The organism is Streptomyces beigongshangae (genome assembly GCF_019710745.1).
GTDB classification, from domain to species: domain Bacteria; phylum Actinomycetota; class Actinomycetes; order Streptomycetales; family Streptomycetaceae; genus Streptomyces; species Streptomyces beigongshangae.
Genome location: NZ_JAHKJW010000033.1, coordinates 42,118 through 67,059 on the forward strand (window position 1 = coordinate 42,118; position 24,942 = coordinate 67,059).

General features: G+C 73.2%; 24 protein-coding genes and 1 riboswitch. Of the genes, 17 read left to right on the forward strand and 7 right to left on the reverse strand.

What is annotated here, in order from left to right; translation table 11 throughout:
• Positions 1-34: 34 nt before the first annotated feature.
• On the reverse strand, positions 35-1,495 hold the full coding sequence (locus tag KM933_RS24435; protein WP_221355680.1) for a uracil-xanthine permease family protein: 1,461 nt from the start codon (positions 1,493-1,495) through the stop codon (positions 35-37).
• Positions 1,496-1,591: 96 nt separating this feature from the next.
• The gene (locus KM933_RS24440) at positions 1,592-2,821 is read right to left on the reverse strand and encodes an MFS transporter (RefSeq protein WP_221355682.1); all 1,230 of its coding nucleotides are present in this window, start codon (positions 2,819-2,821) and stop codon (positions 1,592-1,594) included.
• A 165-nt stretch (positions 2,822-2,986) separates the two neighbouring features.
• Between KM933_RS24440 and KM933_RS24445 the strand changes: the two genes are divergently transcribed.
• From KM933_RS24445 to KM933_RS24490, 10 genes are all read left to right on the forward strand, one after another.
• Entirely contained in the window at positions 2,987-4,207 is a 1,221-nt protein-coding gene (locus KM933_RS24445; RefSeq protein WP_221355684.1) for an ROK family transcriptional regulator, read from the forward strand.
• Positions 4,208-4,539: 332 nt separating this feature from the next.
• A riboswitch (FMN riboswitch) is annotated at positions 4,540-4,670 on the forward strand.
• Positions 4,671-4,823: 153 nt separating this feature from the next.
• Entirely contained in the window at positions 4,824-5,507 is a 684-nt protein-coding gene (locus KM933_RS24450) for a riboflavin synthase (protein ID WP_308013530.1), read from the forward strand.
• A complete protein-coding gene (locus KM933_RS24455) occupies positions 5,504-6,148 on the forward strand; it encodes a nicotinamide mononucleotide transporter family protein (protein WP_221355686.1) in 645 nt (214 codons plus the stop codon). Before KM933_RS24450 ends, KM933_RS24455 begins: the two co-directional genes overlap by 4 nt.
• A complete protein-coding gene (locus KM933_RS24460) occupies positions 6,145-7,443 on the forward strand; it encodes a bifunctional 3,4-dihydroxy-2-butanone-4-phosphate synthase/GTP cyclohydrolase II (protein WP_221355688.1) in 1,299 nt (432 codons plus the stop codon). Before KM933_RS24455 ends, KM933_RS24460 begins: the two co-directional genes overlap by 4 nt.
• A gap of 23 nt (positions 7,444-7,466) precedes the next feature.
• Positions 7,467-7,952 carry a 6,7-dimethyl-8-ribityllumazine synthase gene (gene ribH / locus KM933_RS24465; RefSeq protein ID WP_221355693.1) on the forward strand — a complete coding sequence of 162 codons (486 nt, stop codon included), beginning with the start codon at positions 7,467-7,469 and terminating at the stop codon, positions 7,950-7,952.
• 34 nt (positions 7,953-7,986) lie between these two features.
• Positions 7,987-8,259, forward strand: coding sequence for a phosphoribosyl-ATP diphosphatase (locus tag KM933_RS24470; RefSeq protein ID WP_221355695.1), 273 nt, complete (start codon positions 7,987-7,989; stop codon positions 8,257-8,259).
• Between the two features lie 116 nt (positions 8,260-8,375).
• Positions 8,376-9,233 (forward strand): ATP phosphoribosyltransferase, encoded by an 858-nt coding sequence (gene hisG, locus KM933_RS24475; protein ID WP_221355697.1) that lies wholly within the window; start codon positions 8,376-8,378, stop codon positions 9,231-9,233.
• Positions 9,234-9,270: 37 nt separating this feature from the next.
• A complete protein-coding gene (locus KM933_RS24480) occupies positions 9,271-9,747 on the forward strand; it encodes a PH domain-containing protein (protein ID WP_221355699.1) in 477 nt (158 codons plus the stop codon).
• A gap of 196 nt (positions 9,748-9,943) precedes the next feature.
• A complete protein-coding gene (locus KM933_RS24485) occupies positions 9,944-11,338 on the forward strand; it encodes a hemolysin family protein (protein ID WP_221355701.1) in 1,395 nt (464 codons plus the stop codon).
• Positions 11,335-12,426 (forward strand): hemolysin family protein, encoded by a 1,092-nt coding sequence (locus KM933_RS24490; RefSeq protein WP_221355703.1) that lies wholly within the window; start codon positions 11,335-11,337, stop codon positions 12,424-12,426. Before KM933_RS24485 ends, KM933_RS24490 begins: the two co-directional genes overlap by 4 nt.
• A 70-nt stretch (positions 12,427-12,496) precedes the next feature.
• On the opposite strand, the gene KM933_RS24495 is transcribed toward KM933_RS24490, so the two are convergent.
• Entirely contained in the window at positions 12,497-14,365 is a 1,869-nt protein-coding gene (locus tag KM933_RS24495) for an AAA family ATPase (protein ID WP_221355705.1), read from the reverse strand.
• 433 nt (positions 14,366-14,798) lie between these two features.
• Positions 14,799-15,473 (reverse strand): uridine kinase family protein, encoded by a 675-nt coding sequence (locus KM933_RS24500; protein WP_308013531.1) that lies wholly within the window; start codon positions 15,471-15,473, stop codon positions 14,799-14,801.
• A gap of 203 nt (positions 15,474-15,676) precedes the next feature.
• Between KM933_RS24500 and KM933_RS24505 the strand changes: the two genes are divergently transcribed.
• The 3 genes from KM933_RS24505 (at position 15,677) to KM933_RS24515 (ending at position 18,772) form a co-directional block, all read left to right on the forward strand.
• A complete protein-coding gene (locus KM933_RS24505) occupies positions 15,677-17,077 on the forward strand; it encodes a C39 family peptidase (RefSeq protein WP_221355707.1) in 1,401 nt (466 codons plus the stop codon).
• Between the two features lie 106 nt (positions 17,078-17,183).
• Entirely contained in the window at positions 17,184-17,336 is a 153-nt protein-coding gene (locus tag KM933_RS24510; protein WP_221355709.1) for an SCO1431 family membrane protein, read from the forward strand.
• A gap of 224 nt (positions 17,337-17,560) precedes the next feature.
• Positions 17,561-18,772: an acyl-CoA dehydrogenase family protein gene (locus KM933_RS24515; protein WP_221355764.1), complete on the forward strand. Its 1,212-nt coding sequence runs from the start codon at positions 17,561-17,563 to the stop codon at positions 18,770-18,772.
• Here the strand turns inward: KM933_RS24515 and KM933_RS24520 are convergent.
• Both KM933_RS24520 and KM933_RS24525 read right to left on the reverse strand, forming a co-directional pair.
• On the reverse strand, positions 18,735-19,103 hold the full coding sequence (locus tag KM933_RS24520; protein ID WP_221355767.1) for a hypothetical protein: 369 nt from the start codon (positions 19,101-19,103) through the stop codon (positions 18,735-18,737). The genes KM933_RS24515 and KM933_RS24520 overlap by 38 nt on opposite strands.
• 292 nt (positions 19,104-19,395) lie before the next feature.
• The gene (locus KM933_RS24525) at positions 19,396-19,833 is read right to left on the reverse strand and encodes a hypothetical protein (protein WP_221355711.1); all 438 of its coding nucleotides are present in this window, start codon (positions 19,831-19,833) and stop codon (positions 19,396-19,398) included.
• A 265-nt stretch (positions 19,834-20,098) separates the two neighbouring features.
• Here KM933_RS24525 and KM933_RS24530 point away from each other — a divergent pair, with 265 nt between their 5' ends.
• The 4 genes from KM933_RS24530 to fxsA all read left to right on the forward strand — a co-directional run bounded on the left by KM933_RS24530 (position 20,099) and on the right by fxsA (position 24,243).
• On the forward strand, positions 20,099-20,539 hold the full coding sequence (locus tag KM933_RS24530; protein ID WP_221355713.1) for an Lrp/AsnC family transcriptional regulator: 441 nt from the start codon (positions 20,099-20,101) through the stop codon (positions 20,537-20,539).
• Positions 20,540-20,606: 67 nt separating this feature from the next.
• A complete protein-coding gene (locus tag KM933_RS24535) occupies positions 20,607-22,295 on the forward strand; it encodes an amidohydrolase (RefSeq protein ID WP_221355715.1) in 1,689 nt (562 codons plus the stop codon).
• A gap of 539 nt (positions 22,296-22,834) precedes the next feature.
• Complete coding sequence (locus tag KM933_RS24540; RefSeq protein ID WP_221355717.1) at positions 22,835-23,602, forward strand: polyprenol monophosphomannose synthase; 768 nt, start codon at positions 22,835-22,837, stop codon at positions 23,600-23,602.
• Positions 23,603-23,658: 56 nt separating this feature from the next.
• Positions 23,659-24,243, forward strand: coding sequence for an FxsA family membrane protein (gene fxsA, locus KM933_RS24545; protein WP_221355719.1), 585 nt, complete (start codon positions 23,659-23,661; stop codon positions 24,241-24,243).
• 180 nt (positions 24,244-24,423) lie between these two features.
• Here fxsA and KM933_RS24550 read toward each other — a convergent pair whose 3' ends face one another.
• Complete coding sequence (locus tag KM933_RS24550) at positions 24,424-24,798, reverse strand: RNA polymerase-binding protein RbpA (RefSeq protein ID WP_003977404.1); 375 nt, start codon at positions 24,796-24,798, stop codon at positions 24,424-24,426.
• Positions 24,799-24,942: the final 144 nt, after the last annotated feature.

The window sequence follows — 24,942 nt, forward strand, 5'->3', positions numbered from 1 at the left end:
CGGCGCGCCGACCGGTCACCGGATCCGGCTGTGCCTACGACTTGGCAGGCCGACCGGTTGCCGGACCGGTGCCGCCGTCGGTGTCCCCACCGGTGTTCCTGCCGGTGTCCCCGGCCGGACCGCCTCCGGAGTCGTACGAGGACGTGCCCTCGTCCAGCAGTGGTTCCTGCGTCCTGAGGTGCGCGGGAGCCAGTGCCCGCAGCGCGTGGTAGCCGGTGATGACGACGAGCGTGCCGAGCGCGATCCCGCTCAGCGAGAAGGTGTCCGTGAACTCCATCGTGACGTTGCCGACGCCGATGATGATGCCCGCCGCGGCCGGCACCAGGTTCAGCGGGTTGCGCAGGTCGACCCCGGCGTTCAGCCAGATCTGCGCGCCGAGCAGGCCGATCATGCCGTACAGGATGACGGTGATCCCGCCGAGCACGCCGCCCGGGATCGCGGCCACGACCGCGCCGAACTTCGGGCAGAGGCCGAAGAGCAGCGCGAAGCAGGCGGCGGCCCAGTAGGCGGCCGTGGAGTAGACGCGGGTCGCCGCCATGACACCGATGTTCTCGGAGTACGTCGTGTTGGGCGGGCCGCCCACGGCGGTGGAGAGCATCGAGCCGACCCCGTCCGCGGAGATCGCGGTGCCCAGCCTGTCGTCCAGCGGGTCGCCGGTCATCTCGCCCACGGCCTTCACATGGCCGGCGTTCTCGGCGACCAGTGCGATCACGACGGGCAGCGCCACGAGGATCGCCGACCACTCGAAGGACGGGCCGTGGAAGTCCGGCAGCCCGATCCAGTCCGCCGTGCCGACGCCGGAGAGGTCCAGCCGCCAGTGGTCGGTGACCTCGCCGCTCGCGTCGGCCGAGTGGATGCGTCCGAGGACCAGGTCGAGGACCCACGAGAGGCCGTACCCGAAGACCAGGCCGAGGAAGATCGCGATCCGCGACCAGAACCCGCGCAGGCACACCACGGCCAGACCGGTGAACAGCATCACGAGCAGGGCCGTCCACTGGTCCTGCGGCCAGTAGGTGGCGGCGGTCACCGGTGCCAGGTTGAAGCCGATCAGCATGACGACCGCGCCGGTGACGACCGGCGGCATCGCGGCGTGGATGATCCGCGCCCCGAACCGCCGCACCACCAGACCGACCAGGAACAGCACGACGGCCACGACGAACACGGCGCCGGTCACGGTCGCGCCGGAGCCGCCCTGCGCCCGGATCACCGCGGCCACGCCCACGAAGGACAGGGAACAGCCCAGATAGCTGGGCACCCGGCCGCGGGTCGCGAGCAGGAAGATCATCGTCGCGACGCCCGACATCATGATCGCGAGGTTCGGGTCCAGGCCCATCAGGACCGGCGCGACGAAGGACGCCCCGAACATGGCGACCACGTGCTGGGCGCCGAGCCCGGCGGTGCGGGGCCACGAGAGCCGTTCGTCGGGGCGGACGACCGCCCCGGGCGCGGGCGTGCGCCCGTCACCGTGCAGCTTCCAGCGCACGCCGAGGTCCATGGTGGGTATCCGCCTTCTCTGTACCTGGGTTCCCGTACGGGTTTCCGCACGTCAAGATCAGCGCCATGGTAGGGCGGGGCCGGGGGAGCGGCCGGTTCAGGGCCGGGAATCCGGAACCTTCACGTCCGTCACCCCGCCGCGCGCGGCGGCGGCCTCGGCGGCCGTCGTCCGGCCGCTGGCGCGCAGGACGCCCGCGAACGCGGCCAGCCCGAAGGCCAGCACGGTCACCAGGACGAAGGAGGTCACCAGGCTCGTCGCGTCCGCGACGGTCCCGATCGCGGACGGCGCGATCAGCCCCGAGGTGTACGTGATGGTGGCGACGCCCGCTATGGCCTGGGCAGGGTTGGGGCCGCTGCGGCCGGCGGCGGCGAAGCAGAGCGGTACGACCACGGCGATGCCGAGGCCCAGCAGCGCGAAGCCGGCCATCGCCAGGGCGGCGTTCTGCGCGAGCACCACGAGCAGGGCACCGGCGCCGGCCAGCAGACCGCTGACGCGCACGGTGCGCACCGGGCCGAACCTGTCCACCACCGCGTCCCCGGCGAACCGCGCGAGCGCCATGGTGAGGGTGAAGCCCGTCGTGCACGCGGCGGCGAGCCCCGCCGAACTGCCGAGGACGTCCCGCAGATAGACCGCGGACCAGTCCAGGCTGGCCCCCTCCGCGAACACCGCGCAGAAGCCGATCGCACCGATCAGCAGGGCCGACCTCGGCGGCAGCGCGAACCGCGGGGGCGCCTCCTCGTCCTCGGTGGCCCGCAGGTCCAGTACGCCCTGGCAGGCGATCGTGCCGAGCACGGTGAGGGCCAGCGCCGCGAGGGCGTGGTGCACCCGGGCGTCGGTGCCCAGGTGCGCGGCGAGTGTGCCGCCGGCCGAGCCGGCCAGGGCGCCCGCGCTCCACATGCCGTGCAGCCCCGACATGATCGACTTGTCCAGCCGGTTCTCGACCTCGACGCCCAGGGCGTTCATCGCGACGTCGGCCATGCCCGCCGTCGCGCCGTACACGAAGAGGGCCAGGCAGAGGGTGAGCAGGTTCGGCGCGAGCGCCGGGAGGACGAGCGCCAGGGTCCACAGCGCCATGAGCCCGCGCAGGGCCGGACGGGCTCCGAAGCGGTGGCTGACGCCGCTCGCGAGCGGCATGGCCACGGAGGCGCCGATCGCGGGGAAGGCCAGCGCCAGGCCGAGCTGGCCCGCGCTCACCGACGCGTGGTCCTGGATCCACGGCACGCGCGTCGCGAACGAGCCGGTGACGGCCCCGTGCACGGCGAACACCGCCGCCACGGCGTACCGGGAGCGCCTCACCTCGCGCCGCTCGTAGACCACTTCACTCATTTCCCGGGCCCTCCTCGTCCGCCTGCCGTGCCTGCCGTGTCCGTGGCGCCTGCTGTGCCTGACGTGTCGCCTCGCGTCGCCGCCGTAAACTATCAGGCAGCCTGCCTGATAGATAGGTGGTCCACGAGCCGCCGACCTCGGCGGCCGATCTGGGAGGATCCCGGCATGCCCGCATCACCGAGCACCGCCCGGGCCATCAACGACCGGCTCGCCCTGCGGCTGCTGCAGCAGGAAGGCCCGCTGACGGCAGGGCAGTTGAAACAACTCACCGGACTCTCCCGTCCCTCGGTCGCCGACCTGGTGGAACGCCTCGCCGCGGCCGGGCTGATCGGCGTGGTGGGGGAGTCGGGCGAGCAGCGGCGCGGCCCGAACGCCCGCCTGTACGGCATCGTCGCCGACCGGGCGCACCTCGCGGCCCTCGACGTCCGCACCGAGGGCGTGACCGTGGTCGTCGCGGACCTGCTGGGCTCGGTGCTGGCCGAGGCGGCGGTACCGATCGGGGGCGGGACGGCCACCGCGCCCGCCGTCGAGCAGGCGGTCGCGCTGGTCGAACGGACGGCCGGGAAGGCGGGCGTCGAACGGCTGCACACCATCGGGGTGGGGGCGCCCGGACTGATCGACCCCGGCACGGGTGAACTGCGTGACTCCTCCGGTCTGCCCGAGTGGCACCGCCGTCTCGTCGCGGCCCTCCAGGAACGGCTGCCGGCCCGCGTCGTGGTCGAGAACGAGACCAACCTGGCCGCCCTGGCCGAGCAGCGCGAAGGTGCCGCGCGCGACCGCGACACCTTCGCGCTGCTCTGGTTCGGCCATGGGATCGGTGCCGCCGTGGTCCTCGACGGCGTGCTGCGCCGGGGTGCCTCCGGCGGTACCGGGGAGATCGGCTTCCTGCCGGTGCCGGGTACGGGCGGCCTGCCGTCCGCGACGGACTGCGGAGGCGGCTTCCATTCCCTCGCCGGGGCCGCCGCGATCGCCGGACTGGCGCGACGGCACGGGGTCGTGGCGCCCGCCGTGCCGCACGAACCGCACGCGGCCGCGCTGGTGCGGGCGGCGGTCGCGCGGACCTCCGCACCCGCCGATGCTTCCGTTTCGGCTTCCGGGTCCGCCGCCGCGGCGGGGTTCCTCGACGAGCTGGCCGACCGTGTCGCCCTGGGTGCCGCGTCCGTCATCGCCGTGCTGGACCCGGGGTGCGTGGTCCTCGCCGGTGAGGTCGGCGGAGCGGGCGGCGAGGTGCTGGCGGCCCGGGTGCGGGACCGGCTCGCCCGGCTGACGCCGCTGCCCACCGAGGTGCGGGCCGGCACCCTGGGCGGCGGTGCCGTCCTGCGCGGTGCGCTGCTGACGGCGCGGGACGGGGCCCAGGACGAGCTGTTCGCGCCCCCCGAACGCTGACGGACGGCGCGCGGTGAACCGGGGGCGCCCCCGGAGCCGTACCGGAGGGCGGAGACCCGGCGGCGGGGCAAGGGCCTCCGTCACCGCCGCCGGGTCGATCTGGGCGGGTCGGCTACGCGGACCCGGAAAGGCGCCGGTGAACGCGACCCTAGAGAGGACTAGACCAAAGCGTCAATAGGTTCGGACCATTACAGGGGGACTCCGTCCGCCACGGGCGTGCCCCTGCTTGACGGGTGTCCCGGAAGCCCCGCCCGTACACTCTGTGAGCCACCCCACAACATGCACTTGCATCGGTGTCCACCGGGCGTGGCACACTGAGTCTGTACCAGAAGCAGCGCACTCCGGGGTCGGTGAAAGTCCGAACCGGCGGTTACAGTCCGCGACCCGACCGCTTCCAGCGGCCGGTTGACCAGGTGAAATTCCTGGACCGACGGTTAAAGTCCGGATGGGAGGCAGTGCGCGGCGGGCGGGCATTCGTGCGCGCCGCCGTCTGTTTCGACGTGTCCCGCGGGGGCACGTCCTACGCGGCGTCGCCCTCGGTGCACCCGCTCGTTCACCTCTGTCGTCATCGACAGGCCCCGGAGTCCGTGCCCGAAGAGGCAGGAGGACCCGGGAAGTGTTCACCGGAATCGTCGAAGAGCTGGGTGAGGTCACCGCCGTCGAGAACCTCGGCGACGCCTCCCGGTTCCGGCTCCGTGGCCCCGTCGTCACCGAAGGCGCCCGCCACGGGGACTCCATCGCCGTCAACGGCGTCTGTCTGACGGTCGTCGACCACGAGGACGGCGAGTTCACCGCCGACGTGATGGCGGAGACCCTGGACCGCTCCAGTCTCGGCGCCCTCACCGTCGGCTCCCGCGTCAACCTGGAACGGCCGATGGCCGTGGGCGGGCGCCTCGGCGGGCACATCGTGCAGGGCCATGTGGACGGCACGGGCGAGATCGTCGAGCGCAGGCCGTCCGAGAACTGGGAGATCGTGAAGGTCTCCCTGCCCGCGGACCTCTCGCGCTACGTCGTCGAGAAGGGCTCCATCACCGTCGACGGCATCAGCCTGACCGTCGTCGAGGCCGGTCCCGACTTCTTCACCGTCAGCCTCATCCCGACCACGCTCGACCTGACCACGCTCGGCCGCAAGCAGCCCGGCGACCCGGTCAACCTGGAGGTCGACGTGATCGCCAAGTACGTCGAGCGGCTGCTCGGCCCGCGGGGGGAGCAGCCGGCCACCCCGCCCGGCACCGGCGACAGCACGAGCACCGGCACCGACGCCGGCACCCGAACGGCGACTCAGGGGGCGACACGGTGAACTGGCTCAACTCGGAGGCGTTCACGCTCTTCGACCAGCACATCAAGTGGGCCGACATGATCGGCAACGTGATCGGGCTGATCGGCCTCGCCCTCGGCTGGCGGCGCTCCCTGTGGACCTGGCCCGTCCAGTTCCTCTCCGGCGCCATCCTCCTCGCGGCCTTCGCCACCGCCCATCTCTCGGGCAGCGCGGGCAAGCAGCTGGTGGTCATGACCGTCGCGCTGTGGGGCTGGTGGCAGTGGAACCGCGGCAGGGGCGGCGCCCAGGACGGCTCCATCGCCGTCCGGTTCGCCACCTGGCGCGAGCGCGGGTACCTGCTCGGCGCCGCGGCCGCCGGCACCCTCGCGGTGGGCGGCCTGTTCACGGCGTACCCGTCGCTCTCCTGGGACCCCTGGCCCGACGCGTACATCTTCGTCGGCACGGTCGTCGCGATGTACGCCCAGGCCCGCGGCATGGTCGAGTTCTGGTTCGCCTGGCTGCTCGTCGACCTCGTGGGCGTGCCGCTCAACTTCGCCAACGGCTTCGCGTTCTCCGGATTCGTCTACATCGTCTACGGCGCGCTCGTCCTGTGGGGCATGCGCGACTGGTGGCTGCGCTCCCGTGAGGCCGGGCAGCCCTTCATGGAAGGAGCCCCGGCATGACAAGCGCACCCGTCTGGTACAGCACCGGACACGACCAGGACACCTCGGACTTCGCGCTCGACCCGGTCGAGAGGGCCGTCGCGGACATCGCCGCGGGCCGCCCGGTCGTGGTCGTCGACGACGAGGACCGGGAGAACGAGGGCGACCTCGTCATCGCCGCCGAGAAGGCGACCCCCGAGATCGTCGCCTTCATGATGAGCGAGTGCCGCGGTCTGATCTGCGCGCCCATGGAGGGCGACGAGCTCGACCGCCTCCGGCTCCCGCAGATGGTCGAGGACAACACCGAGTCGATGCGCACGGCCTTCACGGTCTCCGTCGACGCCGGGCCCGCCCACGGCGTGACCACCGGCATCTCCGCCGCCGACCGCGCCGCCACGCTGCGGCTGCTCGCCGGCGGCCGGGCCGGGGCGGCCGACTTCGTGCGCCCCGGCCACATCTTCCCGCTGCGCGCCAAGCCCGGCGGCGTGCTCGTGCGCGACGGCCACACCGAGGCCGCCGTCGACCTCGCCCGGCTCGCGGGCCTGCGGCCGGCCGGTGCCATCGTCGAGATCGCGGGGGAGGACGGCCGTATGCTCCGCCTGCCGGAGCTGATCCCGTTCGCCCGCAAGCACGGGCTGACGATCATCTCCATCGAGGACCTGATCGCCTACCGCCGCACCGCCGAACCCACCGTCCGCCGCGAGGCCAGAACGCACCTGCCCACCGCCTTCGGCGAGTTCACGGCCTACGGCTACCGCTCCACCGTCGACGGCGTCGAGCACGTCGCCCTGGTGCACGGCGAGATCGGCGACGGCGAGGACGTCCTCGTGCGCGTCCACTCCGAATGCCTCACCGGCGACGTCCTGCACTCCCTGCGCTGCGACTGCGGCCCCCAGCTCGAAACCTCCCTGGAGCGCATCCAGGCCGAGGGCCGCGGCGTCGTCGTCTACCTCCGCGGCCACGAGGGGCGCGGTATCGGGCTGCTGTCCAAGCTGCGCGCGTACGAGCTCCAGGAGCGCGGCCGCGACACCCTCGACGCCAACCTCGAACTCGGCCTGCCCGCCGACGCCCGCGACTACGCGGCCGGCGCGCAGATCCTCCAGGACCTCGGTGTCCGCAGCCTGCGGCTGATGACCAACAACCCCGACAAGACCGACGCGCTCGTCCGCCACGGACTGCGGGTCACCGACCGCGAGCCGATGCCGGTGACCGCGGGCGAGCACAATCTGCGGTACCTGCGCACCAAGCGGGACCGGATGGGGCACGACCTGCCCTGGCTGGACACGACCGCCGTGTCCGCCTGCGGCAACCAGTGACGCGACGGCACGAGGAGACACACGTGAGTGGCAAGGGCGCACCCGAACTGTCCGTACGCAACTGCGGTGACCTGCGGGTCGCCGTCGTCGCGGCGCAGTGGCACGAGAAGGTCATGGACGGACTCGTCGACGGCGCGCTGCGCGCCCTGCACGAGCTGGGCATCGACGAGCCGACCCTCCTGCGGGTCCCCGGCAGCTTCGAGCTGCCGGTCGTCGCGAAGGTCCTCGCGGGCCGCGGCTACGACGCGGTCGTCGCGCTCGGCGTCGTGATCCGCGGCGGCACCCCGCACTTCGAGTACGTGTGCCAGGGCGTCACCCAGGGCCTCGTCCAGGTCTCGGTCGACACCGGCGTGCCCGTCGGTTTCGGGGTGCTGACCTGTGACACCGAGGAGCAGGCCCTGGACCGCGCCGGCATCGAGGGCTCGAACGAGGACAAGGGGCACGAGGCGGTGACGGCCGCCGTCGCGACCGCGGCCACCCTGCGCTCGGTATCCGAACCCTGGCGCTGACGCGGGTGCCCGAGCGCGTAGGGTGAGGACCACCATGGCCAACAAGACGTTCGAGGAGCTCTTCACCGAGCTCCAGCACAAGGCAGCCACCGGCGACCCCGCCACCTCCCGCACCGCCGAGCTGGTCGGGAAGGGGGTCCATGCCATCGGCAAGAAGGTCGTCGAAGAGGCCGCCGAGGTCTGGATGGCCGCGGAGCACGAGGGCAAGGAGGCGGCCGCCGAGGAGATCTCGCAGCTGCTCTACCACGTCCAGGTGATGATGGTCGCCCGCGGCATCTCCCTGGACGACGTGTACGCCCACCTCTGAGCCCCGCCCGCCCCACCGCCCGACCTGCGTGCCCATGCACGCAAGCACGTACACACACGTTCACGTACGAACGCACGTACACATCCGCTCACGCACGAACGAAGGAAGCCGACCTCATGCTGCGCATCGCCGTCCCCAACAAGGGTTCCCTGTCAGGTCCCGCGGGGGAGATGCTGCATGAGGCCGGCTACCAGCAGCGCCGGGAGGCCAAGGAGCTCAGGATCGTCGACCCGGAGAACGAGGTCGAGTTCTTCTACCTCCGCCCCCGCGACATCGCGATCTACGTCTCCGCCGGCCGTCTCGACATCGGCATCACCGGCCGCGACCTGCTCGTCGACTCCGCGGCCGACGCGGAGGAGATCCTGTCGCTCGGCTTCGCCCGCTCCACCTTCCGCTTCGCGACCAAGCCCGGCACGGCCGCCTCCCTCCAGGACCTGGCGGGCCGGACCGTCGCCACCTCGTACGAGGGCATCGTCGCCAAGTACCTCGCCGACCAGGGCGTGGACGCCTCCGTCGTGCACCTCGACGGCGCCGTGGAGACGGCCATCGAACTCGGTGTCGCAGAGGTCATCGCGGACGTCGTCGAGACCGGCACCTCGCTGCGCAACGCGGGCCTGGAGGTCTTCGGCGAGCCGATCATGAAGTCCGAGGCGGTCGTGATCCGCCGCACCGGCGCGCAGACCGCAGGGGACGCCGAGCCCAAGGTCCAGCAGTTCCTGCGCCGCCTCCAGGGCGTGCTCGTCGCGCGGACCTACGTGATGATGGACTACGACTGCCGCGTCGAGCAGCTGGAGAAGGCCGTCGCGCTCACCCCCGGCCTGGAGTCCCCGACCGTCTCGCCGCTCCACAACGAGGGCTGGGTCGCGGTACGCGCGATGGTCCCGTCCAAGGAGGCCCAGCGGATCATGGACGACCTGTACGACATCGGCGCACGGGCCATCCTGACCACGGCGATCCACGCCTGCCGCCTCTGACACCCCCGTCCGCGCCGCCTCCGAGGAACCGACCCCCATGCCGGACACACCAGAACCGCCCGCCCTCCCCGTCACCTTCCGGCCCGGGCGCACCCGGGCCGTGCTGCTGACCGCCGGTGCCGCGATGTTCGTGGTCATCACCACGATCGCGCTGCTGCTGGAGAAGCTCAGTCCGGGGGAGCGGATGAGCTTCGTCCTCACCGCGGCGCTGCTCTGCGGGGTGCTCGTCCTGCTGGCCCGCCCGAAGGTCGTCGCCGACGAGGCCGGGGTCACCGTCGTCAACATCGCCGGCAGACGGCGGCTGGCCTGGGCGGAGATCCTGCGGGTCAACCTGCGTCCGGGGGACCCCTGGGTCTTCCTGGACCTCAGCGACGGCACCAGCCTGCCGGTGCTCGGCATCCAGCCGGGCATCGCCAAGCAGCACGCCGTCAGGGACGCCCGCGCGCTGCGCGCCCTCGCCGAGGTGCACTCCCGCGGCGGGCAGGACGGGCCGCACGACGAACATCACGCCTGATCCCGGCCCTCACCCTGCCGCGCCGGCCCCTGTCTTGACTAACCTGTCGGCGGAGGCGTTTTCGTTGCGCCTCCGCCCTGGGCGTCCCATCGGACCCCGGAGGCCCCCTGCTATTCGAGGAGTGACTCCCTCCAGCGATGGACGGATCGTCCTGTAGTACCTGCGCCGCCCCCTCCCGACCTTCCGGGGCGGCGGCATGACCATCCCCCTGCTGCTCCTCGGAGCGGCTTTCCTGCTGATCCTCGCCAACGGCTTCTTCGTGGCCGCCGAGTTCGGCCTCGTCACGGTGGAGCGCCCCGACGCCGAGAAGGCGGCGGCGGAGGGCGACCGGCGGGCCCGCACCGTCGTCGACTCCCTCAAGGAACTCTCCTTCCAGCTCTCCGGCACCCAGCTCGGCATCACCATCACCTCGCTGGTCGTCGGCATGCTCGCCGAACCGGCGCTCGCCGAGCTGCTGCGCGGCCCGTTCACCGCCGCCGGCGTCCCCGGGGGCGCCGTGTCCGGCGTCGCCGTGGTCGTCGGCATGCTGCTGGCCTCGGCCGTGCAGATGGTGATCGGCGAGCTCGTGCCCAAGAACTGGGCGGTCTCCAGGCCCCTGCAGGTCGCGCGGTTCGTCGCGGGCCCGCAGCACGCCTTCTCGACCCTGTTCCGGCCGGTGATCGCCGGACTGAACTCCGTCGCCAACCGGCTCGTGCGGACCCTCGGCGTCGAGCCGACCGCGGAGCTGGCCTCCGCCCGCACGCCCGGCGAGCTCGTCTCGCTGGCACGGCACTCGGCGCGGGCCGGCGCGCTGGAGCAGGACACCGCGGACCTGTTCGTCCGTACGCTCTCCCTGGCCGGCCTCACCGCGCAGCACGTCATGACCCCCCGGGTGAGGGTCAGCGCCCTCCAGTCGTCCGCGACCGCCGAGGACGTCGTGAACCTCACCCGCGCGACCGGCCTCTCCCGCTTCCCCGTCTACCGGGAGCGGATCGACGAGATCGTCGGCATGGCGCACCTGAAGGACGCCCTCGCGGTGCCCGCGCACGACCGGCTGCGCACCCCGGTCACCAGGATCGCCCAGACCCCGCTGCTCGTCCCGGAGACGCTGCCCGTGCAGCCCCTCCTGGAGCGCCTGCGCAACGAGCAGCCCATCGCGGTCGTCGTCGACGAGTACGGCGGCACGGCCGGTGTCGTCACCCTGGAGGACATCGTCGAGGAACTCGTCGGCGAGGTCCGCGACGAGCACGACGAGCACGACGTGCCGGAGCTCGCCGCGGCGCCGCCCGAGGACGGCCGGCCCGCCTGGGACGCCGACGGCAGCTGCCGCGTCGACCTCCTCCTGCGCATCGGCCTGACGGTCCCCGAGGGCCCGTACGAGACGGTCGCGGGCCTCGTCGCCGATCTGCTCGGCCGCATCCCGGCGCCCGGTGACAGGGCCGAGCTGCCCGGCTGGCGTCTTTCGGTGCGCCAGGTCGGGCACTACCGCGCCGAGCGCGTCCGGTTCGTCAGGACCGCCGACGCGGGGACCACCACCGGCCCGGGCTTCGTCCCCGTACCCGTCTCCGTCCCCGTATCCGCATCCGTCTCCGCGGCGGAGGCCGTCCGATGAGCGTGCTCCAACTCCTCCTCGCCGGTCTGCTGGTGCTCGCCAACGGGTTCTTCGTCGGTGCCGAGTTCGCGCTGGTCTCCGTACGGCGCAGCCAGATCGAACCGCTCGGCACGGCACGCGCCCGCCAGGTCATGTACGGCCTGGAGAACCTGCCGCAGATGATGGCCGCCGCGCAGTTCGGCATCACCGTCTGCTCGCTCACGCTCGGCGCCGTCGCCGAGCCCACCGTGGCGCACCTCCTGGAGCCGGTCTTCCACGCCGTGCACCTCCCCGAAGGGGTGATCCACCCGCTCGGGTACGTCATAGCCCTCGCCGCGGTCGTCTTCCTGCACCTGGTGGTCGGCGAGATGCTGCCGAAGAACCTGGCCATGGCCGCCCCCGAGAGGACCGCGCTGTGGCTCAGCCCGGGGCTGGTCGCCTTCGCCCGGCTGTGCAGGCCGGTCACCGCCGGCCTCGGCGCGTGCGCCCGCGTCGTCCTCAGGCTCTTCCGCGTCGAGCCCAGGGACGAGGTGGAGGCCGTCTTCACCAGCGAGCAGCTCAACCGGCTCGTGGAGGACGCCGGCCAGGCCGGTCTGCTCGACCCCGGGGAGCAGGAACGCCTGGAGGACGCGCTGGAGCTGGGCTCCCGTCCGGTCACCGACGTCCTCCTGGACCGTGAGTCGCTGGTCTGCGTGGGCCCCTCGGTCACCCCGGGCCAGGTCGTCGCGCTCACCGCCCGCACCGGGTACTCGCGCTTCCCGGTGGTCGCGGAGAACGGCGCCGTCATGGGCTATCTGCACGTCAAGGACGTACTCGACCTGGAGGAGTCCGAGCGGGCCGTGCCGCAGCAGGTGTGGCGCCCCATGACGACCCTCAGCGCCGAGCTCCCGCTGGACGACGCCCTGACGGTGATGCGCCGCGCCGCGACCCACCTCGCCCAGGTGGCCGACGCGTCGGGCCGGGTCCTCGGCCTGGTGGCGCTGGAGGACGTCCTGGAACTCCTGGTCGGCGAGGTCCGGGACCCGGCCCACCGGGAGCCCCCGGCGGTACGGCTGGGAGAGCCCCGCACGGCGTCACCCGGGACGGCGGAGCAGGCACTGGCCAGCTGACCCGGGCCCCGCGCCCCTGCTGCCGGGGGCGCGGGGCCGTGGCGGGTGCGGCTCGGCCGCGGGGCGCGGCTCAGCCGTCGGACGGATCCTGGGGGCCCCGCCCCGACAGCACCTCTCCGTACGCCTGCATCAGATCGGCCAGCCGGAGCGTGGACAGGTCGTCCCGTGTGAGGTGCCCCGGGTACCCCGACAGCCGCAGATCCCGGTACGCACAGCTCTTCTCGTACAGCGTGCGCAGGAAGCGCCCGTTCCCGAGCTCGTCGATCCACCCCTGGTCCACGACGTGCCCGCTGATGGAGCGCAGCTCGTCGAGGGCCTCCTCGTCCCACACGTCCCCGTTCTCGGCGGCCAGCACCTCACCGATCGAGGTGAGTTCGAGCGGCCGGTACGACGGGAAGTCGACGCGGGTCGTGAACCGGGAGGACAGCCCGGGGTTCGCGGCCAGCAGCCGGTCCATCCCCTCCGGATAGCCCGCGAGGATCACCACGAGGTGGTCCCGGTTGTCCTCGGCGCGCTTGAGCAGCACCTGCAGCGCCTCGTCCCCGTACGCGTCGCCCTTGCCGTACCCCGAGTTGGAGAGCGAGTACGCCTCGTCGACGAAGAGCACCCCGCCGATCGCCGAGTCGATCAGCTCGTTGGCCTTCACGGCGGTCTGGCCGAGGTACTCGCCCACCAGGTCGGCCCGCTGCGCCTCGACGAGGTGGTCGCCGCCGAGCAGGCCGAGCGCGTAGAAGACCCGGCCGAGGATGCGGGCCACGGTGGTCTTGCCGGTGCCGGAGGGGCCCGAGAACACGAAGTGCCGCTTCGGCGGCTGGACCGGCAGTCCCTGGCCGGCCCGCAGCCGTGCCATGTTCAGCTGGGCGGAGAGCGCCTTCACCTGCCGCTTCACCGGTTCGAGACCCACCATGCGCTCCAGTTCGGAGAGCGCCTCCTCCAGCAGCGCGGGGTCGGTGGGCCCGGTCGGCAGATGCGGCGCCGGCACCGGCACGACGGCCTTCTCGCGGACCCGGTCCGCCCCGGGTGCCGGCGCGCCGGGCGGCGGCAGGTCCGGCTCCGACAGCTTCAGGTCCCGGCTCCCCTCGCCGAACAGCGGGTCCACCCCGTCGGGGCCGTCCAGGATGTCCTGGCCGATCCCGGTGAGCGTGATCGCCGCGAGGTCGGCCGTCTCGTCGTACCCGTCGCCCTCGGAGATCGCGGCGAGCCGGGCCGAGGTGTCCATGAACGCGGGGTCGACCCGGTGCACCGCCCGGTACAGGGGCAGCGCCGCCGCGGAGCGGCCCGTGCCCTCGTGCGCCCGCGCCAGCCAGTACCGCAGTTCCTTGCGCTGCGGCTGCTCGCTGCGGCAGCGCATCAGCGCGGACGACAGCAGCGGCTCGGCCTGTCCGAACATCTCCAGGCGTACCCGGGCCATGCCGCCGAACAGACCCGCCTCGATGCCCAGCATCGGATCGTCGGTCAGCGGGTCCGTGTGCCGGACCAGCTGCTCCCAGTCCTTGACGAGATAGGCCCGGCAGGCGTGCAGGAAGCGGACCTGCGGATCCGTGTCCACCGGGGGCAGGCCCGCCAGCGCCCGGTCCAGCTCGGGGACATGGCGTCCGTCGAGCCAGTGCGAGGAGTGCGCGAGCAGCAGGTCCCGGGACGACTCCAGCACCGGTTGCACCCACCAGCCCAGCCAGTACCAGGAGTTGAGGGTGCGCCGGTGGCGGGCGCGCTGCTCGCCGAAGCGGTCGCGGTGCCGGAACATCCGGAGCAGCGCGGTCGTCGTGTCGATGCGCAGCGCGTGCAGTCCGAGCCAGCCGTCCGCCATGCCCGGATCCATCCGGACCGCGGCGCGGAACTCCTCCTCCGCCTGTGGATAGGCCCCCATGGTGTAGGCGTCCACACCTCGCAGCCAGGCGAGGTCGGCCGGGGCCTCGGGGCCCTGCGTGCCGAAGTCCATCACGTCCCCCACAAACCGTGCCCCCGTCGATCACCGGGCGGGCCGGTGCCCGCCGGCGGTCTTCGTCGAACCGCTGTGCCGCGGACGGGAGTTGCGTGCGGTGCGGCGAGCAGCCGTCCGAAGGTCGTACCAAAGGCATCGTACCTGCGGGGGCACGCCGGGCCGTAGGGTGCCGCACGACGGGTTCTTCCAGGTGGGGGCGGACGGACGCACTCAGGACGGTCACTCAGGGTGAGCGAAATGCGTCTCGGAGCGTCCGGAAAACGCCCGGGGACAGAACGAAGCCCCCGATCACGGGGGAACAACCGGGGGCCTCGCGTCCGTGGGGGCGGCCCGGAGGGGCCGCACATTGAGAACGTAAGACCTGTACGACCCCTCGGTCAAGCCGAGTTGGAGCACTCGGGCAACCTTTCGGACAGAGGTCTCCACCCCTTCACCGCGTGGGCGCGGGCCCGTCACGTTCCGTGACGGACGGTTCCCTCACCGGCGTCCCGGCAGGTCCTGGCCGTACCTCATATCCGTCTGAACACCGTCGTACCAGAAGGTCGGCGAAGGGCTCCGAGGGGTCCCGCGCGAAGTGCCGGCGCTCCGCGGGGACCCACTTCTCCCAGAAATCGCTCTGTTCCGGGCCGTCCCGCCGGCGTCCGCGCTCCCACGCGTCCTCGTGGCTCATCTCCATCCACAGCAGCCCCGCCAGACGGGGCCGCAGCGCACGCCGGCCGGCGCCGACCCCCTCGACGAGGACCACGGGCGCGACCGGCAGCGGGCGGGCCGGCCCGAAGGTGCGCGCGTGCCAGTCGTAGGGGCGGTAGCGGGCGGTCTCCCCGCGGCCGAGCGGCTCGACGACCTCCCGGAGCAGCCGCCCCGTCCAGGCGAAGAGCTCCTCGTGCGTGGCGATGTCGTCCAGGTGCAGCACGGGCGCGCCGCCCAGCGCCGTGGCCAGCTCCGCCGAGAACGTGGTCTTGCCGGACCCCGCGTGGCCGTCGACGGCGACCAGCCGGACGGGGCCGCAGGAGGGCGGCAGCCGGTGCAGCCGTCGGGCGAGGGCGCGGAGGTGGATGAGGGGTCCCTGGGGGCGGAGGGGTGCGTACGCGTTCCGGAGGGGCACTCTACCGAGGCCGGTACGGGGTGGAACGGCAGCTCCCGGGCCCTTCGGCGGTCCCGCCCCGTATTGGTCGGCGCCGCGGGGCCCGAAGTGCTGGCGTAAGCCCTGATCGCGTTCCATAGTTGGCGCACATCCACCTGTCGCCCACGCATCGCGTCCGGGTGACGGGCCGGCCCGTCACCCGGACATCTGGGGGTCCTCCGTCCATGACCAGAGACGAACAGCCGTCCCGCAGGGGCCTCCTGGCCGCCGCGGTGGCCGCCGCAGCCGCCGGAGCGGCGGGTCCGGCCGCCGCAGACGTGCCGTCCCGCGCCGCACAGGACCATGCCGCGCAGGACCGCGCCGCGCGGGTCCCGGCCCCGTCGGGAGCACGCGCCGGCCACGTGGACAACCACGCCTGGCTCTCGCTCGCCGACTGGCGCTCCGGCACCGCGGAGGGCACCCGCGCCGCACCGGGACGGTTCCCGGGCCTGGAGATCGGGACCCCGGAGGGCCGCAGCGACTACCCGGACCCGCACACCGGTGAGACCGCCGCCTGGGAGTACGCGCGCTGGACCTCGCCCGTCCACCGCCCGGCCGTCCCCTCCACCGAGGTCGTCGCCTCCTGGAACGCGCGGACCCCGGCGGGTACCTGGCTGCAGATCGAGCTGGCGGGCACGTACTCCGACGGCACGGACACCCCCTGGTACGTGATGGGCCGCTGGGCGGCCGGCGACCAGGACATCAGGCGCACCTCGGTGGACGACCAGGGCGACGGGAAAAGCAGTGTCTGGACGGACACGCTCGCCGTCGACGACGCGGCCTCGGGGCTGCGCCTGGTGTCGTACCGGTTGCGGCTGACGCTGTACCGCAGGCCCGGGACCGGGGCCACGCCGACCGTGTGGCGGCTCGGCGCCATGGGCTCCGACGTCCCGGACCGCTTCACCGTCCCGGCGTCGGTCCCCGGCCTCGCGCGGGAACTCCCGGTGCCCCGCTACTCGCAGGAGATCCACGTCGGCCAGTACCCCGAGTACGACAACGGCGGTGAGGCATGGTGTAGCCCCACCTCCTCCCAGATGGTCGTCGAGTACTGGGGGCGCAGGCCCACGGCCGAGGCGCTGGCCTGGGTCGATCCGGCGTACGCGGACCCGCAGGTGTGCCACGCGGCACGCTTCACCTTCGACCACCAGTACGACGGCTGCGGCAACTGGCCGTTCAACGCCGCGTACGCGGCCACGTACGAGGACCTGCGGGGCGTGGTGACCCGGCTCGGCTCGCTCACCGACCTGGAGGCGCTGATCGCCGCCGGCATCCCGGTCATCACGTCCCAGTCGTTCCTGGCGTCCGAGCTGACCGGCGCGGGGTACGGCACGGCGGGACACCTGATGACGGTCGTCGGCTTCACCGCCGGCGGCGACGTGATCGCCAACGACCCCGCCTCGCCCGACAACGACGCGGTACGGCGCGTCTACGAACGGCGCGAGTTCGAGAACATCTGGCTCCGCACGAAGAGGTACGACGCCGCCGGGAAGGTCGTCTCCGGCACCGGCGGGGTCTGCTACCTCTACTTCCCGGCCCGTCACACGGCCCGCCGGCGCGAGGCCCTGGCGGCGGTCGGCGTCCGCTGAGCGCGCGCGGCGCGTGACCAAGCTCTCCCCCGCACGGGCCCGGTCCGATGGCACAGTGAGACGGACCGGGGGAAAACCATCGAAAGTCGACCGTGAGCGAGCTGCCATGACCACGATCTCCGCCACCGCCGGACGTGCCCGTGCCCGTACGGGCGGTCCCGAGGACGAGGACCGAGGGCCGAAGATCTTCGAGCACGTCATGGGCTGGACGTTCGTCCTGGTGCTCGCGATGTTCGTGACGCGGCTCGGCCTGGTCTGACGGCCGCCGGCGGGGCCGGCCACCGGAATGCGCCTCTCTTGAGTAAGCGGTCGTTAACTGGTGACGCGGTGCCCCCGATCGGGCATACTCACAGCGCACAGCCGCTGATCAGCCGCTTCCGAGACCCGGGGGCGCGGGCGTCGGCGGTGTTCAGTGAGCCCGGCGGGGCAGCCCCACCCAGGTGTGCGTTCGCCGTCGTGCCCGACAGGGAGGAGAGCGTCGCCATGCCCGACCGCGCCCCGCAGCCGGTGGACCGGCAACTGCCCACGGACGAGGCCCGGGACCTGATCTCGCTCGTCCGCGACATCGCGCAGCGTGAGATCGCCCCGAAGGCGGCCGAGGAGGAGGACGCCGGACGCTTCCCCCGCGAGGTCTTCACCCTGCTCTCGGAGGCGGGACTGCTCGGCCTCCCCTACGACGGCGAGTACGGCGGCGGGGACCAGCCGTACGAGGTCTACCTCCAGGTCCTGGAAGAACTCGCCGCGGCCCGCCTCACCGTGGGCCTCGGGGTCAGCGTGCACTCGCTCGCCTGCCACGCCCTCGCCACCTACGGCACCAAGGAGCAGCGGGCCGAGCACCTGCCCGGGATGCTCGGCGGCGGTCTCCTGGGCGCCTACTGCCTCTCCGAGCCCTCGTCCGGCTCGGACGCGGCGTCCCTGCGTACGAAGGCCGTGCGGGACGGCGGGGACCCCGCACGGCCGGACGGGGCCGGGAGCGGCGGGGGGAGCTGGGTGCTCAGCGGCACCAAGGCATGGATCACACACGGCGGGATCGCCGACTTCTGCACCGTGCTCGCGCGGACCGGCGGCGAGGGCCCGCGGGGCATCACGGCGTTCCTGGTGCCCGGTGACGCCGAAGGGCTGAGTGCCGCGGCGCCCGAGAGGAAGATGGGCATGAAGGGCTCGCCCACCGCCCAGGTCCACTTCGACGGGGTGCGGATCCCCGACGACCGGCGCGTGGGCGAGGAGGGGCAGGGCTTCGCGATCGCCCTCTCCGCGCTGGACTCCGGGCGGCTCGGCATCGCGGCGTGCGCCGTCGGGGTCGCCCAGGCCGCCCTGGACGAGGCGGTCGCCTACGCCACGGGCCGCAAGCAGTTCGGCCGGCCGATCGCGGACTTCCAGGGCCTGCGCTTCATGCTCGCGGACATGGCGACCCGGATCGAGGCGGGCCGCTCGCTGTATCTCACCGCGGCCCGGCTGCGGGACGCGGGACGCCCCTTCGCCCGGCAGGCCGCCATGGCCAAGCTGTTCTGCACCGACGCGGCGATGCAGGTCACCGTCGACGCCGTGCAGGTGCTCGGCGGGTACGGCTACACCGCGGACTTCCCGGTCGAGCGGTACATGCGCGAGGCCAAGGTGCTGCAGATCGTCGAGGGGACCAACCAGATCCAGCGGATGGTCATCGCCCGTCACCTCGCGGGTCCCGAGTCGCGCTGAACCGGTCGTACCCGTACAGCGCCGAGGGGGCCACCAGTTGCGCCCACTCCGCGTCGTGGCGGCCGGGCAGGGTCCGGCCGCGGTCGGCCCAGGCGCGGATCAGGTCGTGGTAGATGGGCGGATCCGGGGTCTGCTGGACCCCTCCGTGGAATCCCTGGGGACCGTGCGGCCCGTCGGGCTCGTACGGAACCCGGGACACCCGTGTCCACTGCGGTTCCTGGGGACTCCGGACCGTCCGGGCCCCCAGGGCCGCACGGTCCGCCCGGGGCATCTGCGTCCCTTGCGCTTCCTGCGCCCCTCGCATGCCGTGCATGTCTTGTGTTCCCTGCATGCCCTGGGTTCCCTGCGTCCCCTGCGAAACCGCTCCCGCGAAGGGGGGCGGAAACCCGCGGCGACGGCTCGTCTGTGCGTATGTAGGGGTCATACCGGGCCAACGCGCCCCGGGGCGGGCAGGTAACCGACCGACCCATTCGTCCGTGCGTTCGCGGCGGACCCCTGTGGGTGCACACCGGTCCCGCACCACGGCGACCTGTGGGCCGTGGCGCGGGGTGGGTACGGGAATCAGGGGGAGGGGCTCCCGGCGGAGACCGGGCGGGGAGCCGCCGGGGCCGGGCCGGGAGCGCTCAGGCCGCCTGGCGCCGCATCGCCGGCACCCGCATCGGCCGCGAGCCGGGCCCACCGACGTGCGAGAAGGGCTGGGTCCGCCAGTCGAGTCCCTGGGGGAGCGTCAGCAGCAGGGCGGTGTCCTGCTCCTGGAGGTCCGCCGTCTCGTCGGCGGGACGGGCGTCCGCCGCCGCACGGCCCGTACCGGCGCAGACCGTGAGCCCGAAGGGGTTCCACGGCGACGCGCACAGCGCGTGCTCCGGAAGGCTCTCCTCGTCCGCCAGGAGCGCGATGGGCTGCGCGCAGTCCGGGCAGATCACCCGGTACATCTCGAAGGTGTCGTACGCGTCGGGCTCCTCGCCGTCCAGGGCGTCCGGTTCGACGCCCTCCGGCTCGGGCTCGACGACCGGCTGCCGCCGCTTGGACGCGGCACGGCCAAGACGCTTCAGACTCTGCATGGGCTACTCCCCCTCGGGTGGGCCGGCGGTGCACTGCGACCTCGGCCACAGCAAGCACTTCCCGTCCGGTCTGCGCGGTAATCACGAGAACATCACGGAAGCCACCGGCGTCATGTGGCGTTCGTCACATGCCGCCCCTGGGTGCCCGACCCGGCTGGTTTGTCCCCCGCGCACCCCGCCGGCCGGCCACGTCCGCGCCGTGGAGCGGGCATGACCTGCGTCGCCGAGTACCCGGCGGGATCAGGGGACCTGTAGGTTCTGCGCCATGGAGGAGCTGGACCGCCACATCGTGCAGCTGCTCGTCGAAGACGGGCGGATGAGCTACACCGACCTGGGCAAGGCCACGGGCCTGTCCACGTCTGCGGTGCACCAGCGGGTGCGCCGCCTGGAACAGCGCGGCGTCATCCGCGGTTACGCCGCGGTCGTCGACCCGGAGGCCGTGGGACTGCCGCTGACGGCCTTCATCTCGGTGAAACCGTTCGACCCCAGCGCCCCGGACGACATCGCCGAACGCCTGGCGGGGGTGCCCGAGATCGAGGCGTGCCACAGCGTCGCCGGCGACGAGAACTACATCCTCAAGGTCCGCGTCGCGACACCGCACGAGCTGGAGGAGCTCCTCGCGCGCCTGCGCACGCTGGCGGGGGTGTCCACCCGGACCACGGTGGTCCTCTCGACCCCGTACGAGGCACGGCCGCCGAAGGTCTGACGGCCGCCCCGCCCGCCGCCGGGACCCGTGCGCGCGGCCGCCCCGCCGAGGGGCGAGACTGTTCCCCATGAGCGACAGCCCCGCCGGCCCCGCGCCGCACCCCACCCCCGCGGGAACCCCGCGCACGACACCGTCCGGCCGGGACGGCCGGGCCGGCGCGGCTCCGACCGTGCTGCTGCGCGGCGGGGAGGTCCACAGCCCCGCGGACCCCTTCGCCACCGCGATGGTCGTCGAACGCGGCCAGGTCGCCTGGGTCGGTTCGGAGGGCGCGGCCGACGCGTTCGCGGACGGCGTCGACGAGGTGGTGGACCTCGAAGGGGCGCTCGTCACCCCGGCGTTCACCGACGCGCACGTGCACACCACGGCCACCGGCCTCGCCCTCACCGGTCTCGACCTGTCGGACGTCCGCACCCTCGGGGACGCCCTGGCCCGGGTACGGGACTTCGCGGCCTCCCGCCCCGCCGACCGGGTCCTGCTCGGCCACGGCTGGGACGCCTCCCGCTGGCCCGAGCGGCGGCCCCCGCGCCGCGACGAGCTGGACGCGGCCACCGGCGGCCGCCCGCTCTACCTCAGCCGGATCGACGTCCACTCGGCCGTCGTCACCACGGCCCTGCTGGACATGGCGCCGGACGTGCGCGGGGCGGCCGGGTTCCAGGACGGCGAACCGCTCACCCGCGACGCCCACCACGCCGTACGCGCCGCCGCGTTGGCCGCCGTCACCCCGGAGCAGCGCGCGCGGGCCCAGCGCGCGGCCCTGCGGCACGCCGCCTCCCTCGGCATCGGCTCCGTGCACGAGTGCGGGGGCCCCGAGATCTCCTCCGAGGACGACTTCACCGGACTGCTGCGGCTCGCCGCCGAGGAGGCGGGCCCCCGCGTCGTCGGCTACTGGGCCGAGCGGGACGTCGACAAGGCCCGCGCCCTGGGCGCGGCCGGCGCCGCGGGCGACCTCTTCGTGGACGGCGCCCTCGGTTCGCACACCGCCTGCCTGCACGGTCCGTACACCGACGCGGACCACACGGGCACCGCCTACCTGGACACCGCCGCCGTCGCCGCCCATGTGGTGGCGTGCACCGAGGCGGGGCTCCAGGCGGGCTTCCACGCCATCGGGGACGCCGCCGTGGCCTCCGTGGTCGACGGCGTGCGCGCCGCCGCCGAGAAGGTCGGCCCGGCCCGGGTGCGCGCCGCCCGCCACCGCGTCGAGCACGCCGAGATGCTCACCCCCGGCACGATCGCCGGCTTCGCCGACCTCGGCCTCACCGCCTCGGTCCAGCCGGCCTTCGACGCGCTGTGGGGCGGCGAGGACGGCATGTACGCCGAGCGCCTGGGCGCCGGACGGGCCCGTACGCTCAACCCCTTCGCTGCCCTGCTGCGCGCCGGCGTACCCCTGGCCTTCGGCTCCGACAGCCCCGTCACACCGCTCGACCCGTGGGGCACCGTCCGCGCCGCGGCCTTCCACCGGACGCCCGGGCACCGGGTGTCCGTGCGCGCCGCCTTCACGGCGCACACGCGGGGCGGCTGGCGGGCGGCGGGACGGGACGACGCCGGGGTCCTGGTGCCGGGCGCGCCCGCGGACTACGCCGTGTGGCGCACCGACGCACTCGTGGTCCAGGCACCGGACGACCGGGTGGCCCGCTGGTCCACCGACCCCCGCTCCGGCACCCCGGGCCTGCCCGACCTCTCCCCCGGCGCGGACCTGCCCGTCTGCCTGCGCACCGTGGTGGCCGGCCGCACCGTGTTCGTACGGCCGGACGAGTGATGTCCCGGGGCGGCACGGTGCCGTCCTGTTGCGGCGGGCCGTCGTACGCCCCGTGCCCCCTGCCCGCCGACCAGGCATTCGGTGGCGGACCCGCAGGCCGCGCGACTGTTGACAGTGAGCGGCGGGTGGCCGGTAGGTTCGGCCGGGTCCACCACCGGACGTCCGGCCGGTGAACGTCCGCGCAGCCGCCGCGGCGCAGTTGGGTCAGGGGTGGGTCGCCGCACCGGCGCACCACCACTGGGAGCCAGGCCCAGCGACCGTGCCACGGGGCGAGGGAACGTTCCGGCCGGATGGTGCGACCCGGGTGGGGCCCGGCCGCTCAGTAGACAACGGCCTTCGGCCGACCCGCAGCCAGCGGGTCCCGGGCCGGCCCGAAGGGCGCCGGGCCCCGATCCGCAGTCCCCTCCCTCCCGCGGGACCCCGTGCGGAACCTGCCGCGGAACCCTTTGCGGGGCCTTCAATCCGCCGCCCCTACCTGCGGGAAGAGCGGCGCTCGCTAAGGTGGTGCCCCTCTCGCACGGAAGTCTTAAGGGGAAGCTGTGAACGACGGCGTTGAGCGACGGTTCGGTCCGCTCGGCACGACCTTGGTGATCATCCCGACCTTCAACGAGGCGGAGAACATCAAGGCGATCGTCGGCCGGGTGCGGGCCGCCGTGCCCGCAGCGCACGTCCTGATCGCCGACGACAACAGCCCCGACGGCACCGGCAAGCTCGCCGACGAGCTGACCGTCGAGGACGACCACGTCCACGTGCTGCACCGCAAGGGCAAGGAAGGGCTCGGCGCCGCCTACCTCGCGGGCTTCGGCTGGGGCCTGGAGCACGGGTACGGCGTCCTGGTCGAGATGGACGCCGACGGCTCGCACCAGCCGGAGGAGCTGCCCCGTCTGCTGACCGCGCTCAAGGGCGCCGATCTGGTGCTCGGGTCCCGCTGGGTGCCGGGCGGCCGGGTGGTGAACTGGCCCAAGTCCCGTGAGTTCCTCTCGCGCGGCGGGAGCCTGTACTCGCGCGTCCTGCTGGACGTCCCCATCCGTGACGTCACCGGTGGCTACCGGGCCTTCCGGAGCGAGACCCTGGAACGCCTCGGCCTCGCCGAGGTCGCCTCGCAGGGCTACTGCTTCCAGGTCGACCTCGCCCGGCGGGCCGTCGCGGCCGGCTGCCATGTCGTCGAGGTGCCCATCACCTTCGTCGAGCGCGAACTCGGCGACTCCAAGATGAGCCGCGACATCCTGGTGGAGGCCCTGTGGCGGGTCACCACGTGGGGCGTGGGGGAGCGGACCGGACGGGTCCTCGGCCGCAAGAGGCCCTGAGCCGGGCAGACGGACCGCTTATGCCGTACTGAGCCCCGGCCGGGCACACTGGGGGCATGACGACTGGCGCTTCGACCTCGCCCCCCTCCGCCCGGCCCCGGCGCTCCCGGCTGCTGCGGTTCCTGCCGCTGGGCGTGGCCGTGTGGCTCGTGCTGGAGATCTGGCTGCTGACGGCGGTGGCCGGCGCGGTGAGCGGCTTCGCCGTCCTCCTGCTGCTGGCCGGCGGGTTCGTCCTCGGCTCCGTGGTGATCAAGCGGGCGGGACGGCGGGCCTTCCGCGCCCTGAGCGAGACGCTGCAACAGCAGCAGGACGGGACGCCGCCGCGGGGCAGGGGCAGCTCCGAGGGCAACGGGCTGATGATGCTCGGCGGGCTGCTGCTGATGCTGCCGGGGCTGGTCTCCGACGTACTGGGGCTGCTGTTGCTGGTGCCGCCGGTGCAGAAGGGGGTGAGCCGGTACGCGGAGCGTACGTTCGAGCGCAAGGTGCGGGAGGCCACCGGGACGTTCGGCGGCGCCTTCCAGCAGGCGCAGCAGGCGCGGATGCACCGCCCCGACGGCAAGGTCGTACAGGGCGAGGTGATCCACGAGGACACCCCGCGGGCCCACGAGAACCTGAACCCCCACCCACCCCTGACGAACTGACCCCCATCCGAGAGCCCCGTCAGGGGCGCGGGGAACTGCTCGCCCGGCCACGACGCACCCGCACCCGAAAACCGGCGTCGGCCAGCGCGCGCGTACACGCAGAACAGCGGGCGCCGTACCCGAAGGTACGGCGCCCGCTGTCGCGTGCGTGCGCTGTATGCCGCCCAGCCCCCGGAGGGACTACGCGGACTTGCGGCTGTCCCGGGGGTGAACCGCGATGTTCATGGCTCCGGATCGAAGCACGGCCAAGCGCTCCTCGAGGACCTCTTCGAGCTCCTCCCGCGTACGCCGCTCCATCAGCATGTCCCAGTGCGTACGCGCGGGCTTGGCCTTCTTCTCCTCAGGGCCGTCGCCGTCCACCAGGAGTGCCTGGGCCCCGCAGACCTTGCACTCCCACTCCGGCGGGATCTCCGCCTCCACCGAGAAGGGCATCTCGAACCGATGCCCCTTCTCGCATGCGTACTCCACGGCCTGGCGCGGAGCCAGGTCGATGCCGCGGTCCGTCTCGTAGCTAGTCACCACGAGGCGCGTGCCGCGAAGAGCTCGCTCACTCATGAATCGTGCCTCCCGGGCTTGTCGCCCACAGGACAGGTGTCGCTGTCGTCGTCATCCGGTCAACGTCCGGTCGGCGGTAAAGATTCCCGTTCCCGGGTCATGCATCGCCGTCGTAGCTGCCCTTCTCGTACCCACCTGCGCCCG

Bases quoted from the DNA above. Each gene is read 5' to 3' on its own strand.
- KM933_RS24435 (WP_221355680.1), bottom strand. From the start codon at position 1,495: ATGGACCTCGGCGTGCGCTGGAAGCTGCACGGTGACGGGCGCACGCCC.
- KM933_RS24440 (WP_221355682.1), bottom strand. From the start codon at position 2,821: ATGAGTGAAGTGGTCTACGAGCGGCGCGAGGTGAGGCGCTCCCGGTAC.
- KM933_RS24445 (WP_221355684.1), top strand. From the start codon at position 2,987: ATGCCCGCATCACCGAGCACCGCCCGGGCCATCAACGACCGGCTCGCC.
- KM933_RS24460 (WP_221355688.1), top strand. From the start codon at position 6,145: ATGACAAGCGCACCCGTCTGGTACAGCACCGGACACGACCAGGACACC.
- KM933_RS24470 (WP_221355695.1), top strand. From the start codon at position 7,987: ATGGCCAACAAGACGTTCGAGGAGCTCTTCACCGAGCTCCAGCACAAG.
- hisG (WP_221355697.1), top strand. From the start codon at position 8,376: ATGCTGCGCATCGCCGTCCCCAACAAGGGTTCCCTGTCAGGTCCCGCG.
- KM933_RS24480 (WP_221355699.1), top strand. From the start codon at position 9,271: ATGCCGGACACACCAGAACCGCCCGCCCTCCCCGTCACCTTCCGGCCC.
- KM933_RS24485 (WP_221355701.1), top strand. From the start codon at position 9,944: ATGACCATCCCCCTGCTGCTCCTCGGAGCGGCTTTCCTGCTGATCCTC.
- KM933_RS24490 (WP_221355703.1), top strand. From the start codon at position 11,335: ATGAGCGTGCTCCAACTCCTCCTCGCCGGTCTGCTGGTGCTCGCCAAC.
- KM933_RS24495 (WP_221355705.1), bottom strand. From the start codon at position 14,365: ATGGACTTCGGCACGCAGGGCCCCGAGGCCCCGGCCGACCTCGCCTGG.
- KM933_RS24505 (WP_221355707.1), top strand. From the start codon at position 15,677: ATGACCAGAGACGAACAGCCGTCCCGCAGGGGCCTCCTGGCCGCCGCG.
- KM933_RS24510 (WP_221355709.1), top strand. From the start codon at position 17,184: ATGACCACGATCTCCGCCACCGCCGGACGTGCCCGTGCCCGTACGGGC.
- KM933_RS24515 (WP_221355764.1), top strand. From the start codon at position 17,561: ATGCCCGACCGCGCCCCGCAGCCGGTGGACCGGCAACTGCCCACGGAC.
- KM933_RS24520 (WP_221355767.1), bottom strand. From the start codon at position 19,103: ATGCAGGGAACACAAGACATGCACGGCATGCGAGGGGCGCAGGAAGCG.
- KM933_RS24525 (WP_221355711.1), bottom strand. From the start codon at position 19,833: ATGCAGAGTCTGAAGCGTCTTGGCCGTGCCGCGTCCAAGCGGCGGCAG.
- KM933_RS24530 (WP_221355713.1), top strand. From the start codon at position 20,099: ATGGAGGAGCTGGACCGCCACATCGTGCAGCTGCTCGTCGAAGACGGG.
- KM933_RS24535 (WP_221355715.1), top strand. From the start codon at position 20,607: ATGAGCGACAGCCCCGCCGGCCCCGCGCCGCACCCCACCCCCGCGGGA.
- fxsA (WP_221355719.1), top strand. From the start codon at position 23,659: ATGACGACTGGCGCTTCGACCTCGCCCCCCTCCGCCCGGCCCCGGCGC.
- KM933_RS24550 (WP_003977404.1), bottom strand. From the start codon at position 24,798: ATGAGTGAGCGAGCTCTTCGCGGCACGCGCCTCGTGGTGACTAGCTAC.